The organism is Labrys sedimenti (assembly GCF_034424805.1).
GTDB classification, from domain to species: domain Bacteria; phylum Pseudomonadota; class Alphaproteobacteria; order Rhizobiales; family Labraceae; genus Labrys; species Labrys sedimenti.
Genome location: NZ_JAXOUF010000002.1, coordinates 506,993 through 521,809 on the forward strand (window position 1 = coordinate 506,993; position 14,817 = coordinate 521,809).

Sequence of the window (14,817 nt, forward strand, 5' to 3'; positions counted from 1 at the left end):
CGGCATCGTCATGGCCCGTCGCGGGTGCCTCGAGAGTTATCCAATACCGTTGAGGGCACAGAGCAGCTTCATGCGATGGGCCGCCTTCTCGGGATCGACGAGGAGCTGGGCCTTGTCCGCCAGGCGGAAGATATCGGCGTAATGCGCGATGCCGCGGGCCGATTCGGCGCCGCCCACCATGCGGAAATGCGACTGGAAGCCGTTGAGCCAGGCCAGGAACACTACGCCGGATTTGTAGAACTGGGTGGGTGCCTCGAACAGGCGGCGGGCGAGGGTCACGGTCGGATCGAGGATGATGCGGTAGCCCTCGTCATTGCCGGCGGAAAGCCGATCCATCGCGGCGGCGGCGGCCGGTGCGATCGGATCGAAGATGCCGAGCAATCCATGCGAGAAGCCCTGCAGATCGCCCTGGATCAGTTCGGCATAGTTGAAATCGTCGCCGGTATACATCGCCACGCCCTCCGGCAGCAGCCGGCGCATGGTGATTTCCTTGCCGGCGTCGAGAAGGGAGATCTTGATGCCGTCGATCTTACCGGCATGGCTGCGGATCAGTTCCAGCACCGTCTGCATGGCGGGTTCGAAGGTCTGCGAGCCCCAATAGCCTGCCAGAGCCGGGTCGAAGGCCTCGCCCAGCCAGTGCAGGATGACCTTGTCGCGGGTCTGCTCGATCAGCCGCCCATAGACGGCGAGATAGTCGTCGGGGCCCTTGGCGACATGACACAGCGCCCGGCTCGCCATCAGGATGATGCGCCCGCCATGCTTCTCGACATGGGCGATCTGTTCCTCATAGGCACGGATGACGTCGTCGAGCGTGGAGGCGGCTTGGGGAGTGAGCTGGTCGGTGCCGGCGCCGCAGGCCAGGTCCGCGCCGGGCACGCTGCGGGACTCGGCCAGGGAGCGCTCGATCAGCTCGGCGGCACCGGGCCAGTCCAGGCCGAGGCCGCGCTGGGAGGTGTCCATCGCCTCGGCGATCTTGAAGCCGAGTCCCCACAGATGATGCCGGAAACGCAAGGTTGCGTCCCAATCGATCGCCGGCCTGCGCCAGGGATCGTCCAGTCGGCGAGGATCGGCGACGACATGGGCGGCCGCGTAGAGAATGCGTGGAAAATTGCCGGAATGGACGAGGGGATAGGGCGAGGACGGCCCGTAATGATAGGCCTCCAGGCCACCTTCGACGGTTGGCAATATCAGTGCACTCATCGGCCTCTCCTCGTTCCTCTCTTATTCGGCTTCTTCGATGCGCCGGCAATTTTCACCCGATGACGGGATCTCGCGGGGAATCTGCTGCAAAGCAGGATCCAACACATCGTCCCAGGATTCCGGTGAAAAATGGCCGAGGCGCCGCGGCCTTGGGGATAAGCAAGGCTATTAGAACGTTCCAAAGTCAAGAATATTTCATCTAAGACAAGATTTATTCTTTTGTATCAATGGGTTCCTGCACATTCGAAAGCGGTATTGACACAGCTGTAGGAACGTTCCAAAAATACCACCCACTGGCCCGGTTCAAGAGGCTGGCTGAGGGAGCGCAAGGATGAGCGGAGGCAAGCGCGGCGTAAGCCGGGCCACGACGATCGTCGATATTGCCAGGGCTGCCGGCGTGTCGAAATCGACCGTGTCGCTGGTGCTCAAGGGGTCTCCCCTCGTCAAGTCGGCTACGCGCGATCGTGTCATCAGGGCCATCGACCAGCTCGGCTATGTCTATAATCGCTCGGCCGCGAGCCTGCGCACCGCCCGTTCGAGCTTCGTGGGCATGGTGATCTCAGACCTGATGAATCCCTTCTTCACCGAGCTTGCTGTCGGCATCGAGGACGGGCTGCACAATATGGGCTTCGTGCCCATCCTGGCCAACACCAACGAAGACGTCGAGCGGCAGACCCGCGTGTTGCAATCCCTGCGCGAACATGGGGTTGCCGGCATCATCATGAGCCCGGCACGGGGCACCGATGTCTGGTCGCTGGCCGAAACCCTGCCGCGCTCACTGCCGATGGTGCTGACCATGCGACGGGTCGAGGGCAGTACCTTGCCCTATATCGGCCCCGACAACCGCACCGGCTCGCGCGAGGCGGTGAGCCACCTCATCAATCTTGGCCATCGCTCCATCGCCTTTTTTGGCGGCTTCGGCACCATGACCACCCAGAAGGAGCGCATTTCCGGCTATCGGGACGCGCTGATCGCTGCGGGCCTGCCGCTGCGCGACGAACTGATCTTCGAGGCGATGCCGACACGCGCTGGCGGCGCCGAGGCGATCGCCGCCGCTTTGGCGAGCGTTCACAAGCCGACGGCTGCCTTTTGCTACAACGACATCGTGGCGATGGGGGCGACCCGCGCCCTGGGGTTGCGCGGCATCCGTGTCGGCATCGACTTTGCCGTGATCGGCTTCGACGACATCGTCGAGGCCGAGCACAATGCTCCGCCCCTCACCACCGTCAATGCCGATACCAGGATCATGGGCACACGTGCGGCCCGCAGCCTGCTCGGCCTGATCGACGGCGCCGATCCCGAAGCGATGTCCTTCATCGGCACGACCCGTCTGGTCGTGCGGGAATCCTGCGGCGCGCACGGACGTACTATCTTGAAGGAGACGGCATAATGGCCCGGGAAGCGGCGAGAAGAGGCTTGCGCTGGGGGGTCGTCGGCGCCACGACGATCGCCAGGGAATGGATGATCGGCGCCATCCGCGAGACGGGCGGCGACGTCGTCAGCGTGATGTCGTCGGATGCCGAGCGCGGCAAGGCCTATGCCAAGGCGAACGGCATTCCCCATTCAACCCGGAGCCTTGCGACCCTGCTCGCTAGGGATATCGATGCCGTCTACATCGCCACCACCAACGAAAAGCACAAGGCGCAGACCCTGGCAGCCGCCAAGGCCGGCATTCACGTGCTGTGCGAAAAGCCGCTGGCTCTCAAGCTTTCCGATGCGCACCGCATGGTCGCCGCCTGCAAGGAAGCCGGCGTCGTCATGGCGACCAACCACCATCTGCGCAATGCCGCTGCCTTCCGCGCCATGCGCGAGGCCGTCGCCTCCGGCAAGATCGGCAAGCCGCTGTTCGCCCGGGTCTTCCACGCCGTCTATCTGCCGCCCCACCTGCAGGGCTGGCGCATCAAGGATACCAAGGCCGGTTCCGGCGTGGTGATGGACATCACCGTGCACGATGCCGACACGCTGCGTTTCGTGCTCGGCGAGGAGCCGGTGGCGGCAACCGCTTTCACCCAGCAGGGCGGCATGGGAGGCACAGGTATCGAGGACGGCGTCATGGGCGTGGTGCGCTTCGAGAGCGGGCTTCTGGCTCAGTTCCATGACGCTTTCACCACTGCCTATGCCAATACGGGCTTCGAGGTGCATGGCACCGAAGGCTCCCTGATCGGCACCAATTGCATGACGCAAAAGCCCGTCGGCGAGGTCGTGCTGCGCAATGCGTCCGGCGAGCACAAGCTGCCCTTCGAGCCGGAAAACCTCTATGTCCGCAGCGTCGCCAATTTCCAGAACGCCGTTCGTGGCAAGGGCACGCCGTCGGCCACCGGCGAAGATGGCATCCGCTCGATGGCACTGGCCCTGGCGGTGCTGAAATCGGCCAAGACGGGCCGCGAAGTCGCTGTCGAGCCGGGGCTCTGATCCGATGGCCTTCCCCAAAATCCTTTCGGCCGACCAGGCTGCCGCGCTCATCCCCGACAATGCCGTCGTGACCGTCTCTTCCTCCTCCGGCCTTGGCTGTCCGGATGCGATGCTCGCCGCCATCGGCCGCCGCTTCGATGCAACAGGGCACCCGCGCAACCTCACCACGTTGCACCCCATCGCGGCCGGCGACATGTGGGGCATCAAGGGCGTCGATCATATCGCCAAATCAGGCCTGCTCGCCCGCATCCTCGGCGGTTCCTATCCGTCCGGCCCCTCTTCGGCCGAGCCGCCGGCGATCTGGAAGATGATCACCGGCAACGAGATCCCCGCCTACAACATCCCCTCCGGCATCCTGTTCGACATGCATCGCGAGGCGGCTGCCAAGCGCCCGGGCGTGCTCACCAAGATCGGCATGGACACCTTCGTCGATCCGGCTCGCGAAGGTTGCGCCATGAACGGTCGGGCGGCCGAGACGCCGATCGTGCGCAAGGTCGAGTTCGACGGCGAGGACTGGCTCTATTTCAAGACCATCGTGCCCGAGGTCGCCATCATCCGCGCCACCACGGCCGATGAGCGCGGCAATCTCTCCTATGAGCATGAAGGCGGCTATCTCGGCCCGCTCGACCAGGCGCTGGCCGTACGCAACAATGGCGGCATCGTCATTGCCCAGGTGAAGCGCCTCGCCGAGAGCGGCACGCTCAAGCCCCAGAACGTGCTGGTGCCGGGCGTCTTGGTGGATGCCATCGTCGTCGCGCCGGACCAGATGCAAACGACGCAGACGCCCTACGAGCCGGCGATCTCGGGCGAGATCTTCCGCCCCCTGTCGAGCTTCGAAATCCCCGAATTCGGCGTCTCCAAGGTGATTGCCCGCCGGGTGGCGCAGGAATTGCGCCATGGCGATGCCGTCAATATCGGCTTCGGCATTTCCGCCAATGTGCCGCGCATCCTGATCGAGGAGGGACGGCACGGCGAGGTGACCTGGGTGATCGAGCAGGGCGCCGTCGGCGGCGTGCCGCTGCTCGACTTCCAATTCGGCTGTGCCTCCAATGCCGAAGCGATCATGCCTTCGCCCTATCAGTTCACCTATTTCCAGGGCGCCGGCTTCGATGCTTCGCTGCTCTCCTTCCTGCAGATCGACCGCGAGGGCAGCGTCAACGTCTCCAAGCTCGGCGTGCGCCCGCATGTGACGGCGGGAGCGGGTGGCTTCGTCGACATCACGGCCCGGGCTCGGCGCATCATCTTTTCCGGCTTCTTCACGGCCGCCGCCGGCCTTGCCGTCGAAAACGGCGCGCTGGTGATTTCCAGGGAAGGCAAGGTCAGGAAGCTGGTTGAGGCGGTGGAGCACGTCTCCTTCTCCGGCCGCCGCGCCGTCGCGCAGGGCCAGGACATCACCTATGTCTCGGAGCGCTGCGTGCTCAAGCTGACCGACAAGGGGGTCGTGGTCACGGAGATCGCGCCCGGCGTCGACCTCGAGAGCGATGTCCTGGCCCAGGCCGAGTTCCCGCTTGGTGTCGCCGACGATCTCAAGACAATGGATGCCGCGCTGTTCCGGCCGGAGCCGATCGGATTGGATCTGGGGGGAGGGAAGGCGTGAAAAGGAACCGCACCCATGTCTGACCCCGTCCGCCTCGACATCGAGGATGCCATCGCCATCATCACTTTGGCGCGGCCCGAAAAGCTCAACGCCCTCGACGAGGCGATGATATCGGGGCTTGCCATCGCGGCCGAGCGGATCGATGCCCATGGTGTCATCCGGGCCGTCATCCTCACCGGCGAGGGCAAGGGCTTCTGCGCGGGCGGCGACATTGCCGCCTGGGGCAAGCTCTCGCCGCTCGACATGGGCCAGCGCTGGGTGCGCGACGGCCATCGCGTCTTCGACCGCCTGACGCGGCTGCGCGCGCCGCTGATTGCCGCAATCAACGGGCATGCGCTGGGCGGCGGCCTGGAACTGGCGGCGACGGCCGATATTCGCATCGCCGAGGAGCAGGCCAAGTTCGGCCTGCCGGAAACCGGCATCGGCATGGTGCCGGGCTGGTCCGGCACGCAGCGCCTGGTCACCCGCTTCGGCGCGGCCGCAGTGCGCCGCCTTGCCTTGACCGGCGAGATCGTCACGGCCGAGCGGGCGCTGCAACTCGGCCTGATCGACGAGATCGCGCTCAAGGGGCAGGGGCTCGAGCAGGCACGCGAACTTGCCCGCAAGATCGCGGCGCGCGCGCCCATCGCCAATGCCGTAGCCAAGCAGATGATCAATGCGGCGGAGGGCGAGGATGCCGCCGCCGCCATCGAAATACTCGCCGGATCGCTGGTGTCCTACACCGACGATCTCAAGGAGGGCGTCGCCAGCTTCGTCGAAAAGCGCACGCCCGATTTCAAGGGACAATGACCGTGACGATCGCCGTCCGCCTCGACAAGGCCCGTTTTGCTGCCGCGCTCGCCGGCATTCCCCGTGAGCACCAGCTTTTCATCGCCGGCACCTTCGGGCCTGCCATGGAGGGGCGAACCATCGAACGCCTCAGCCCCGGTCATGGTGAGCGGGTGGGCCTTTATCCGCAAGCAGGTATCGCCGATCTCGATCGGGCCCTGGCTGCGGCGCGCAAAGCCTTTGACGACGGGCCGTGGCCTTCGATGACGGGAGCCGAGCGCTCGCGGCTCATCCACAAGGTTGCCGATCTGATCGAGGAAAGACTCGAGATCTTCGCCACGCTCGACAGCCTGGAATCCGGCAAGCCGATCAGCCAGGCCCGTGGCGAGATGGCTGGCGCGGTCGATATCTGGCGTTATGCGGCAGGCCTTGCCCGCGACCTGCATGGCGAGAGCTACAACACCATCGGCGCCAACAAGCTCGGGCTGGTAATGCGCGAGCCGATCGGCGTGGTCTCCATCATCACGCCCTGGAACTTCCCCTTCCTGATCGTCAGCCAGAAGCTGCCCTTCGCGCTTGCCGCCGGCTGCACCGCGGTGGTCAAGCCGAGCGAGATGACGTCGGGCTCGACCCTGCTGCTCGGCCATCTGCTGGCCGAGGCCGGCTTGCCCGAAGGGGTCGTCAACATTCTCTCCGGCTATGGCCCGGAGATCGGCGGGCCGATGACCACGGACGGGCGTGTCGACATGGTCTCCTTCACCGGCTCCACCCGGGTGGGCAAGGCGGCGATGGCGGCGGCCTCGGGCACGCTCAAGAAGCTGTCGATGGAGCTCGGCGGCAAGAATCCGCAGTTGATCTTCCCCGATGCCGATCTCGACGCCGCGCTCGATGCCGCCGTGTTCGGCTCCTATTTCAACGCCGGCGAATGCTGCAATGCCGGCAGCCGCCTGCTCGTTCACCAGGACATCGCGGCCGAGTTCGAGGCCGAATTCGTCAAGCGTTCCCGCCAGGTCGTGGTCGGCGACCCCCTGGATCCGGTCACGCTCGTCGGCGCCCTGATCTCGCCGCAGCACCTGGCTCAGGTCGAGGGGCATGTCGCCAACGCCCAGGCCGAAGGAGCCGAGGTCGCCCTCGGAGGAGCGCGTCTGGACAGCGAGGCCGGCCAGTTCATGGCGACCACGGTGGTGGCAGGCGCCCGGGCCTCGATGGCGATTGCCCGCGACGAGGTGTTCGGGCCGGTGGCGACGGTGATGCGTTTCGCCAGTGCCGAGGAAGCCGTTTCCATCGCCAATGGCGTGGATTACGGTCTGTCCGCCAGCGTCTGGAGCCGGGGTTTCGACACGGCGGTCGGCGTCTCCAGGCGCCTCAAGGCCGGGACGGTATGGACCAATACTTTCATGGACGGCGCCGCCGAACTGCCCTTCGGCGGCTTCCGGCAATCGGGAATCGGACGGGAACTCGGCCGCAATGCCGCAGCCGACTACACCGAGGAAAAGACGATGCATCTTCATTGCGGACCGCGCACGGCCTGGTGGCTGCCGCGGTAGGCGAATGAGACCAGGAGGCATTGAAAATGCCTCTTGGTGCCTTCTGCCGATTTTCTTCAAATCCCTGATTTGGAGAAGAGAAAATCGGCAGGTGTCCAAGCCGAGGATGCATCAGCATCTTCGAGGCTTGGAATGAGACGTCGCCGGAACGTATCCGGCAATCATGGTCATGGGAGGAATAGATGACCGTTCGTACCAAACTGATCGCAGGCGTGGCGCTTGCCGCTGCCAGCTTCGGCTTTGCCGGCGCGGCGCAGGCGCAGACCAAGGAAGTGCAGATGCTGCACTGGTGGACCTCCGGTGGCGAGGCGGCCGCGCTCAACGTGCTCAAGCAGGATCTGGCCAAGGAAGGCTATGCCTGGAAGGACGTGCCGGTTGCCGGCGGCGGCGGCGATGCCGCCATGACCGCGCTGAAGGCCATGGTCGCGGCCGGCAACAATCCGACGGCGTCCCAGATGCTGGGTTATACCGTGCTCGACTATGCTGCCGCCGGCAAGATGGGCGACCTGACCGAGCTCGCCAAGTCGGAAGGCTGGGACAAGGCGGTGCCGGCACCGTTGCAGAAATTCGCCGTCTATGACGGCAAATGGGTCGCCGTTCCCGTCAATGTCCATTCGGTCAACTGGCTGTGGATCAACAAGGCCGTGATGGACAAGATCGGCGGCACCGAACCGAAGACCTTCGACGACTTCATCGCCCTGCTCGACAAGGCCAAGGCTGCCGGCGTGACGCCGCTCGCCCTCGGCGGCCAGGATTGGCAGGAAGCCACCATGTTCGACTCGGTCGTGCTCTCCACGGGTGGCCCCGAATTCTACAAGAAGGCGATGAACGACCTCGACGAAGCCTCGTTGAAGTCGGACACCATGAAGAAGGCCTTCGACAACCTGGCCAAGCTCAAGACCTATGTCGATCCGAACTTCTCGGGCCGTGACTGGAACCTGACCACCGCCATGGTGATCAAGGGCGATGCCCTGGTGCAGGTGATGGGTGACTGGGCCAAGGGCGAGTTCAAGGCCGCCAGCAAGACCCCTGGCACCGACTATATCTGCATGCGCTTCCCGGGCACCGACGGCAGCGTCGTCTACAACTCCGATATGTTCGGCATGTTCGCGGTTCCGGATGATCGCAAGGAAGCCCAGCTCGCGCTCGCCAAGGCAACGCTGTCCAAGTCCTTCCAGTCCTCTTTCAACGTCGTCAAGGGTTCGGTTCCCGCCCGTACCGACGTGCCGGATACCGATTTCGACGCCTGCGGCAAGAAGGGTATCGCCGATCTGAAGAAGGCCAATGAAGGCGGCACGCTGTTCGGCTCGCTGGCCCAGGGCTATGGCGCGACGCCGGCTGTCGCCACCGCTTACAAGGACGTGGTGGACAAGTTCTTCAACGGCCAGATCAAGACCTCGGACGAGGCTGTCGCCCAGCTGGTCAAGGCCATCGACGAAGCCAAGTAGGCTCGATGCGTGGAGTAGCGCCCGGGCGACTCCCGGGTCATCCCGGACGCGCTGCAGCATGAAATGCTGCAGCGCAGATCCGGAACCGCGCTCAGGATAGAGCACCTGTCTCGTCTTACGGTCCCGTGTCTGCGACGCAGCATTGCATGCTGCAGCGCGCACGGGATGACCGGGAGAGCCGTTCGCTCTCGGGGCACAAGAACAATAAGCGGGGAACCTTCATGACATTGGCTACGACAAGCGCGCCGCCTGGCCCGGGCTTGCGCGAGAAACTTCAGGATGCCTTGCCCAAGATCGTGCTGGCGCCCAGCTTCGCCGCGATCCTGGTGTTCGTCTATGGCTTCATCCTGTGGACGGTTTATCTGTCCTTCACCAATTCCAAGACCTTCCCCAGCTACGACCTGACGGGAGGCCTCGCCTATCAGCGCCTGTGGGGCTGGACCTTCGAGAGCGACCCGCCGTCGAGCTGGTATTATTCGATCACCAACATGGCTGTTTTCGGCGTGCTCTATGTCGGCATCTGCCTGGTGCTGGGCCTGTTCATCGCCATCCTGCTCGACCAGCGCATCCGGGGCGAGGGCATATTGCGGCCGATCTATCTTTACCCGATGGCGCTCTCCTTCATCGTCACCGGCGTTGCCTGGAAATGGTTTCTCGACCCTGGCCTCGGCTTGGAGGCGACGCTGCACAATCTGGGCTGGACCAGCTTCCATTTCGACTGGATCAAGAACAAGGACCGGGTGATCTACACCGTGGTGATCGCGGGCGTCTGGCAAGCCTCGGGCTTCGTGATGGCGATGTTCCTGGCGGGGCTGCGCGGCGTCGACGGCGAGATCCTCAAGGCCGCGCAGATCGACGGTGCCTCGACCTTCCAGGTCTATTGGCGCATCGTCATCCCGATTCTGCGGCCGGTCTTCCTGTCCGCCTTCATCGTGCTGGCCCATATGGCGATCAAGTCCTACGACCTCGTGGTCGCCCTGACCTCGGGTGGGCCCGGCGGCTCGGCCTGGCTGCCCTCCAACTTCATGTATGAATACACCTTCAAGCGCAACCAGATGGCGATCGGCTCGGCCAGTGCCGTGATCATGCTGATGACGATCAGCGCCATCATCGTGCCCTATCTCTACTCCGAACTGCGGGAGAAGAAGTGATGAGCGCCGCCACCCGGGACGTTTCGGGGCCGGTCGGCTCCAATTGGGTCAGCCGCGTCGTGATCTACGGCCTCTTGCTGATCTTCGCCTTCGTCTATCTCGTGCCCCTGTTCGTGATGCTGACCACCTCGTTCAAGACCATGGACGAGATCCAGGGCGGCAACATGCTCGCCCTGCCGGGATCGCCCACGGTGCAGCCGTGGATCAAAGCCTGGAACGAGACCTGCGTCGGCCTCACCTGTGCGGGAATCAAGGGCTATTTCTGGAATTCGCTCAAGATGGTGGTGCCCGCGGTGGCGATCTCCACCATCCTCGGCGCGCTCAACGGCTATGTGCTGACGAAGTGGCGTTTCCCCGGCCATAAGATCATCTTCGCCATGATGCTGTTCGCCTGCTTCATCCCGTTCCAGTCGGTGCTGCTGCCGATGGCGACGGTGCTGGGCAAGTTTGGTGGCATCGGGTCCTTCCTGCAGTCGACCATCGGCACCTCGCTCGGCTTCGGTTCCTCGACCTTCAACCTCGTATTCGTGCATGTGGTCTATGGCCTCGGCTTCACCACTTTGTTCTTCCGCAACTATTATGAGGCGTTCCCCAATGAACTCGTGCGGGCTGCGATGGTCGATGGTGCCAGCTTCTTCCAGATCTTCCGGCGCATCCTGCTGCCCAATTCGATCCCGATCTTCGTGGTCACGGTGATCTACCAGTTCACCAACATCTGGAACGACTTCCTGTTCGCCTCCGCCTTCGCCGGCACCGGCGACGTGATGCCGATGACGGCGGCGCTCAACAATGTGGTGAACACCACCACCGGGGCGGTCGAATACAACGTCAACATGGCGGCCGCGATGATCGCCGCCCTTCCCACCCTCTTCGTCTATATCGTCGCCGGCCGCTATTTCGTGCGTGGCCTGATGGCGGGCGCTGTGAAAGGCTGACCCAATGGCGTTCCTGGAAATCAACAATCTCAAGAAGCGCTACGGCGCCGTCGAAATCCTCAAGGGGATCAACCTCGACCTCGACAAGGGCGGCTTCCTCGTCCTGGTCGGCCCGTCCGGCTGCGGCAAGTCCACCCTGCTCAACACCATTGCGGGGCTGGAGAACATCACCGAAGGCGAGATCCGGGTCGATAGCAACAAGATCAACGACCTGCATCCTTCCAAGCGCGACATCGCCATGGTGTTCCAGAGCTACGCGCTCTATCCCAACATGACGGTGGGGCAGAACATCGCCTTCGGCATGGAGATGCGCGGTGTTCCCAAGCCCGAGCGCGACACCGCGGTGGCGCAGGTCGCCAAGACCCTGCAGATCGGCCATCTGCTCGACCGCAGGCCCTCGCAGCTCTCGGGTGGCCAGCGCCAGCGCGTCGCCATGGGCCGTGCCTTGGTGCGCGACCCCAAGCTCTTCCTGTTCGACGAGCCGCTCTCCAATCTCGATGCCAAGCTGCGCGTCGACATGCGCGTCGAGATCAAGCGCCTGCATGCCACCACCGGCAAAACTATCGTCTACGTCACGCATGACCAGATCGAGGCGATGACGCTGGCCACCAAGATTGCCGTGCTCAAGGACGGCGAGCTGCAGCAGGTCGGCACCCCCGCCGAGATCTACAACAAGCCCAACAACCTTTTCGTCGCTGATTTCATGGGCTCGCCTGCCATGAACCTAATCCAGGCCAAGGCAGCGCGCGAGAATGGCAGGACGGTGCTCAGGATCCTCAACAAGAGCGGAGGCGGCGTCAGCCTGCCCGTGCCCGAGGATATCGCAAGCGCGCCGCTAGAGGATGGCCGCGAGTTGATCTTCGGCATCCGGCCAGAGGCAATCACCGATCATGACGGTGCCGACCGCAATTCCAAGGCGATCGAGACGGTGAACGCGGTGGTCGACGTGGTGGAGCCAGCCGGCGCCGATACCTTCGTCGTCACCCATCTCGGCGGCAAGGAGGTCACGGCGCGCATGCGCTCCGATGCCGTGGTGGCGCCGGGCCAGGAACTGCCCTTTGCCTTCAACCTCGACAAGGCGGTGGTCTTCGATCCGGCGAGTGGGAAGAGGCTGTAGGTCCTGGTCAGGTCGATTCCTGTGTTACGGTTGCAGCATGCATAGGCTCCGCTTTGGCCAGCAAGGGCGCCAGTATCCCTCCCCGACTTCGGGGAGGGTGGCCCGGCGCAGCTGGGCCGGGTGGGGGTAGGGTGGTGCAACCTCATTGCCCTGCCGCTTCGGTCGGTGCCACGCTCCCCCTTCCGTCATTTCTACGAAATGACACCTTCCCCGAAGTCGGGGAAGGATATCCGCGCCTCTTCCGCTTAGCGGCGCGAACCCCCTTCTCTTTCCTTTCGTCGAGGAGCTCGCATGCCTTCGCCTGACATCGTCATCATCGGCGCCGGCATGGGCGGAGCGACGCTGGCTCATGCTCTGGCGCCGAGCAGGGCCGACATCCTCATCCTGGACAAGGGCGGCCAATTGCCGGACAGGCCGGAGAACCGGGATGCCCGTGCGATCTTCCAGCGGGGTTTCTTCCGCCCCGAGGAGAGCTGGTATGACAGCGACGGCGATCCGTTCAATCCGGGCAATTACTACTGCAATGGCGGCAATTCGAAATTCTACGGCGCGGTGCTGTTGCGTTACCGTGCCGAGGATTTCGACGGTATCGCCCATGCCGATGGCGATGCGCCGGCCTGGCCGTTCCGTTACGGCGAGCTGGCGCCCTATTACGACGAGGCCGAACGACTGTTCCAAGTACGTGGCAGGGCAGGAGAGGACCCGACGGAGCCGCCTCGCAGCGGCGACTTCGCCTTCCCGCCCGTGCCGGACGAAAGGGCGATCGCCGAGGTCCGCGAGCGCCTCACCCGCATCGGGTTGAAGCCCTTCTCCCTGCCGCTCGGCGTCGATATCGACGAATGGCTCTCGCACGGCCGCACGCCATGGGATGCCTTTCCCGATTCGCGCACCGGCAAGATGGATGCGGAGACCTGCGCGCTGCTGCCGGCGCTCGAATATGCCAATGTGCGGCTGCAGAACCATTGCGAGGTCCGCCGCCTGATCCCGGCTGCCGACGGCAAGCGTATCGAGGCGGTGGAATATCTGGAGGGCGGTGAACTCAAGCGCGTCACGCCGCGCCTCGTCGTGCTGGCGGCCGGGGCCGTGCGCTCGGCGGCGATCCTGCTGGCTTCCGCGCCCGAGGGGCTCGCCAACAGCTCCGGCATGGTGGGCCGGCATTTCATGAACCACAATCTGTCGGCGATGATCGGTGTCGATCCGCGTTTCACCAACGATTCGATCTACCAGAAGACCTTCGCGCTCAATGATTTCTATCTCGGTGACGGCAAGGGCGGTCCGCCGCTCGGCAATGTGCAACTGCTCGGCCGTGTCTCCGGCACCATCCTGAAGTCGGACCTGCGCAAGGTGCCCGAATTCCTGCTGAACGCCGTGGCCCGCAAGACCATCGATTTCCTGATCATGAGCGAGGACCTGCCGGATCCCTCCAGTCGCGTCCGGCTCGATGGCGAGAAGATCGTGCTGGAATGGCGGCGTTCCAACATGACAGCGCATGAAGGATTGAAGGTCGTGATGCGCAAGGCCCTGAAGCAGGCCGGTTTTCCGATCGTGCTCACCCATTTGTTCGACCGCAAGACGCCGTCGCACCAATGCGGCACCATCCGCATCGGTGCCGATCCCAGCGAGGCGCCGCTCGATCCCTTCGGCCGGGCCTTCGACCATCCCAATTTGTTCGTCGCCGATGCCTCGACCCTGGTAACCTCGGCTGCCGTCAACCCGTCGCTGACGGTGGCTGCCCTGTCCCTGCGGACAGCCAAGCATATTCGTGAAACGGAGCTGAACCGATGAGCCGTCCCGTCGTCCTCGTCACCGGTGCCCGTCGTGGCATCGGCCTTGCCATCGCGGTGGCCTTCGCCGAAGGCGGCTACGACATCGCCTTCACCGATATCGTCGACAATGACGATATCGACGATGCCGAATTGGCGATCGGCCAGGCAGGCGGCGCTGCGCTGTTCTTCCAGAACGACGTGGCGGATCTCGCCAGCCATCAGGGCCTGGTCGACGAGGTGCTGTCGAGCTATGGTCGGCTCGACTGCTTCGTCTCCAATGCCGGCATCGGCTCGCCGGTGCGGGGCGACCTGCTCGACCTCGAACCCGGCAATTTCGACCGGGTGATGAACGTCAACATGCGCGGTGCGATGTTCCTCAGCCAGGTGGTGGCCCGCACCATGCTGAAATTGCCGCCGCCGCAAAAGCCCGTGCGCAACCGCTCCATCCTGTTCGTCACCTCGGTCAGCGCCGAAATGGCCTCGCCCGAGCGGGCCGATTACTGCGTCTCCAAGGCGGCGCTTTCCATGTGGGTGAAGAACCTCGCCGTCAGGCTGGCACCGGACAGCATCCCCGTGTTCGAGATCCGTCCGGGCGTGATCCGCACCGACATGACCGCCGTGGTCGCCGACAAGTACCAAGCTGTGATCGACCAGGGCGTGGTGCCGGCCCGGCGCTGGGGGGAGGGTGCCGATGTCGCGCAGATGGCGCTGACGCTCGCCGGCAGTTCCTTCGGCTTCGCCACTGGCAGCGCCATCGCCTGCGACGGCGCACTCTCGATTTCGAGGCTGTGATGACATCCGGGTGCACGGGCATCCTGCCCGTTCTTGGAAACGGCGCGCTTGGGGAGAGGAGGAGCGGACGGGACGTCCGCGGTC

12 protein-coding genes are annotated in these 14,817 nt (G+C 64.3%); 11 read left to right on the forward strand and 1 reads right to left on the reverse strand.

Features of this window, described 5'->3' with window-relative positions; all coding sequences use genetic code 11:
* Positions 1-36 precede the first annotated feature (36 nt).
* Entirely contained in the window at positions 37-1,200 is a 1,164-nt protein-coding gene (locus tag U1R88_RS08830; RefSeq protein ID WP_322430906.1) for a dihydrodipicolinate synthase family protein, read from the reverse strand.
* Between the two features lie 331 nt (positions 1,201-1,531).
* Here U1R88_RS08830 and U1R88_RS08835 point away from each other — a divergent pair, with 331 nt between their 5' ends.
* The 11 genes from U1R88_RS08835 (at position 1,532) to U1R88_RS08885 (ending at position 14,733) form a co-directional block, all read left to right on the forward strand.
* The gene (locus U1R88_RS08835; RefSeq protein WP_322430907.1) at positions 1,532-2,590 is read left to right on the forward strand and encodes a LacI family DNA-binding transcriptional regulator; all 1,059 of its coding nucleotides are present in this window, start codon (positions 1,532-1,534) and stop codon (positions 2,588-2,590) included.
* The gene (locus tag U1R88_RS08840; RefSeq protein WP_322430908.1) at positions 2,590-3,612 is read left to right on the forward strand and encodes a Gfo/Idh/MocA family protein; all 1,023 of its coding nucleotides are present in this window, start codon (positions 2,590-2,592) and stop codon (positions 3,610-3,612) included. The genes U1R88_RS08835 and U1R88_RS08840 overlap by 1 nt, the downstream gene beginning before the upstream one ends.
* Positions 3,613-3,616: 4 nt before the next feature.
* The gene (locus U1R88_RS08845; protein WP_322430909.1) at positions 3,617-5,209 is read left to right on the forward strand and encodes an acyl CoA:acetate/3-ketoacid CoA transferase; all 1,593 of its coding nucleotides are present in this window, start codon (positions 3,617-3,619) and stop codon (positions 5,207-5,209) included.
* Positions 5,210-5,224: 15 nt separating this feature from the next.
* A complete protein-coding gene (locus U1R88_RS08850) occupies positions 5,225-5,998 on the forward strand; it encodes an enoyl-CoA hydratase/isomerase family protein (RefSeq protein ID WP_322430910.1) in 774 nt (257 codons plus the stop codon).
* On the forward strand, positions 5,995-7,524 hold the full coding sequence (locus U1R88_RS08855; RefSeq protein WP_425545397.1) for an aldehyde dehydrogenase family protein: 1,530 nt from the start codon (positions 5,995-5,997) through the stop codon (positions 7,522-7,524). Before U1R88_RS08850 ends, U1R88_RS08855 begins: the two co-directional genes overlap by 4 nt.
* 182 nt (positions 7,525-7,706) lie before the next feature.
* Positions 7,707-8,972, forward strand: a complete 1,266-nt coding sequence (locus U1R88_RS08860; protein ID WP_068286130.1) for an ABC transporter substrate-binding protein — start codon at positions 7,707-7,709, stop codon at positions 8,970-8,972.
* A 221-nt stretch (positions 8,973-9,193) separates the two neighbouring features.
* Positions 9,194-10,123: a carbohydrate ABC transporter permease gene (locus U1R88_RS08865; RefSeq protein ID WP_322430911.1), complete on the forward strand. Its 930-nt coding sequence runs from the start codon at positions 9,194-9,196 to the stop codon at positions 10,121-10,123.
* On the forward strand, positions 10,123-11,058 hold the full coding sequence (locus U1R88_RS08870; RefSeq protein WP_322430912.1) for a carbohydrate ABC transporter permease: 936 nt from the start codon (positions 10,123-10,125) through the stop codon (positions 11,056-11,058). The genes U1R88_RS08865 and U1R88_RS08870 overlap by 1 nt, the downstream gene beginning before the upstream one ends.
* Positions 11,059-11,062: 4 nt before the next feature.
* Complete coding sequence (locus U1R88_RS08875) at positions 11,063-12,175, forward strand: ABC transporter ATP-binding protein (RefSeq protein ID WP_322430913.1); 1,113 nt, start codon at positions 11,063-11,065, stop codon at positions 12,173-12,175.
* Positions 12,176-12,466: 291 nt separating this feature from the next.
* Positions 12,467-13,960, forward strand: coding sequence for a GMC family oxidoreductase (locus tag U1R88_RS08880; RefSeq protein ID WP_322430914.1), 1,494 nt, complete (start codon positions 12,467-12,469; stop codon positions 13,958-13,960).
* Entirely contained in the window at positions 13,957-14,733 is a 777-nt protein-coding gene (locus U1R88_RS08885; RefSeq protein WP_322430915.1) for a 3-ketoacyl-ACP reductase, read from the forward strand. Before U1R88_RS08880 ends, U1R88_RS08885 begins: the two co-directional genes overlap by 4 nt.
* Positions 14,734-14,817: the final 84 nt, after the last annotated feature.

Excerpts from the sequence above, each read along its gene's own strand:
- U1R88_RS08860 (WP_068286130.1), top strand. The coding sequence starts at position 7,707 with ATGACCGTTCGTACCAAACTGATCGCAGGCGTGGCGCTTGCCGCTGCC.
- U1R88_RS08855 (WP_425545397.1), top strand. The coding sequence starts at position 5,995 with ATGACCGTGACGATCGCCGTCCGCCTCGACAAGGCCCGTTTTGCTGCC.
- U1R88_RS08830 (WP_322430906.1), bottom strand. The coding sequence starts at position 1,200 with ATGAGTGCACTGATATTGCCAACCGTCGAAGGTGGCCTGGAGGCCTAT.
- U1R88_RS08875 (WP_322430913.1), top strand. The coding sequence starts at position 11,063 with ATGGCGTTCCTGGAAATCAACAATCTCAAGAAGCGCTACGGCGCCGTC.
- U1R88_RS08835 (WP_322430907.1), top strand. The coding sequence starts at position 1,532 with ATGAGCGGAGGCAAGCGCGGCGTAAGCCGGGCCACGACGATCGTCGAT.
- U1R88_RS08880 (WP_322430914.1), top strand. The coding sequence starts at position 12,467 with ATGCCTTCGCCTGACATCGTCATCATCGGCGCCGGCATGGGCGGAGCG.
- U1R88_RS08865 (WP_322430911.1), top strand. The coding sequence starts at position 9,194 with ATGACATTGGCTACGACAAGCGCGCCGCCTGGCCCGGGCTTGCGCGAG.
- U1R88_RS08885 (WP_322430915.1), top strand. The coding sequence starts at position 13,957 with ATGAGCCGTCCCGTCGTCCTCGTCACCGGTGCCCGTCGTGGCATCGGC.
- U1R88_RS08840 (WP_322430908.1), top strand. The coding sequence starts at position 2,590 with ATGGCCCGGGAAGCGGCGAGAAGAGGCTTGCGCTGGGGGGTCGTCGGC.
- U1R88_RS08845 (WP_322430909.1), top strand. The coding sequence starts at position 3,617 with ATGGCCTTCCCCAAAATCCTTTCGGCCGACCAGGCTGCCGCGCTCATC.
- U1R88_RS08870 (WP_322430912.1), top strand. The coding sequence starts at position 10,123 with ATGAGCGCCGCCACCCGGGACGTTTCGGGGCCGGTCGGCTCCAATTGG.
- U1R88_RS08850 (WP_322430910.1), top strand. The coding sequence starts at position 5,225 with ATGTCTGACCCCGTCCGCCTCGACATCGAGGATGCCATCGCCATCATC.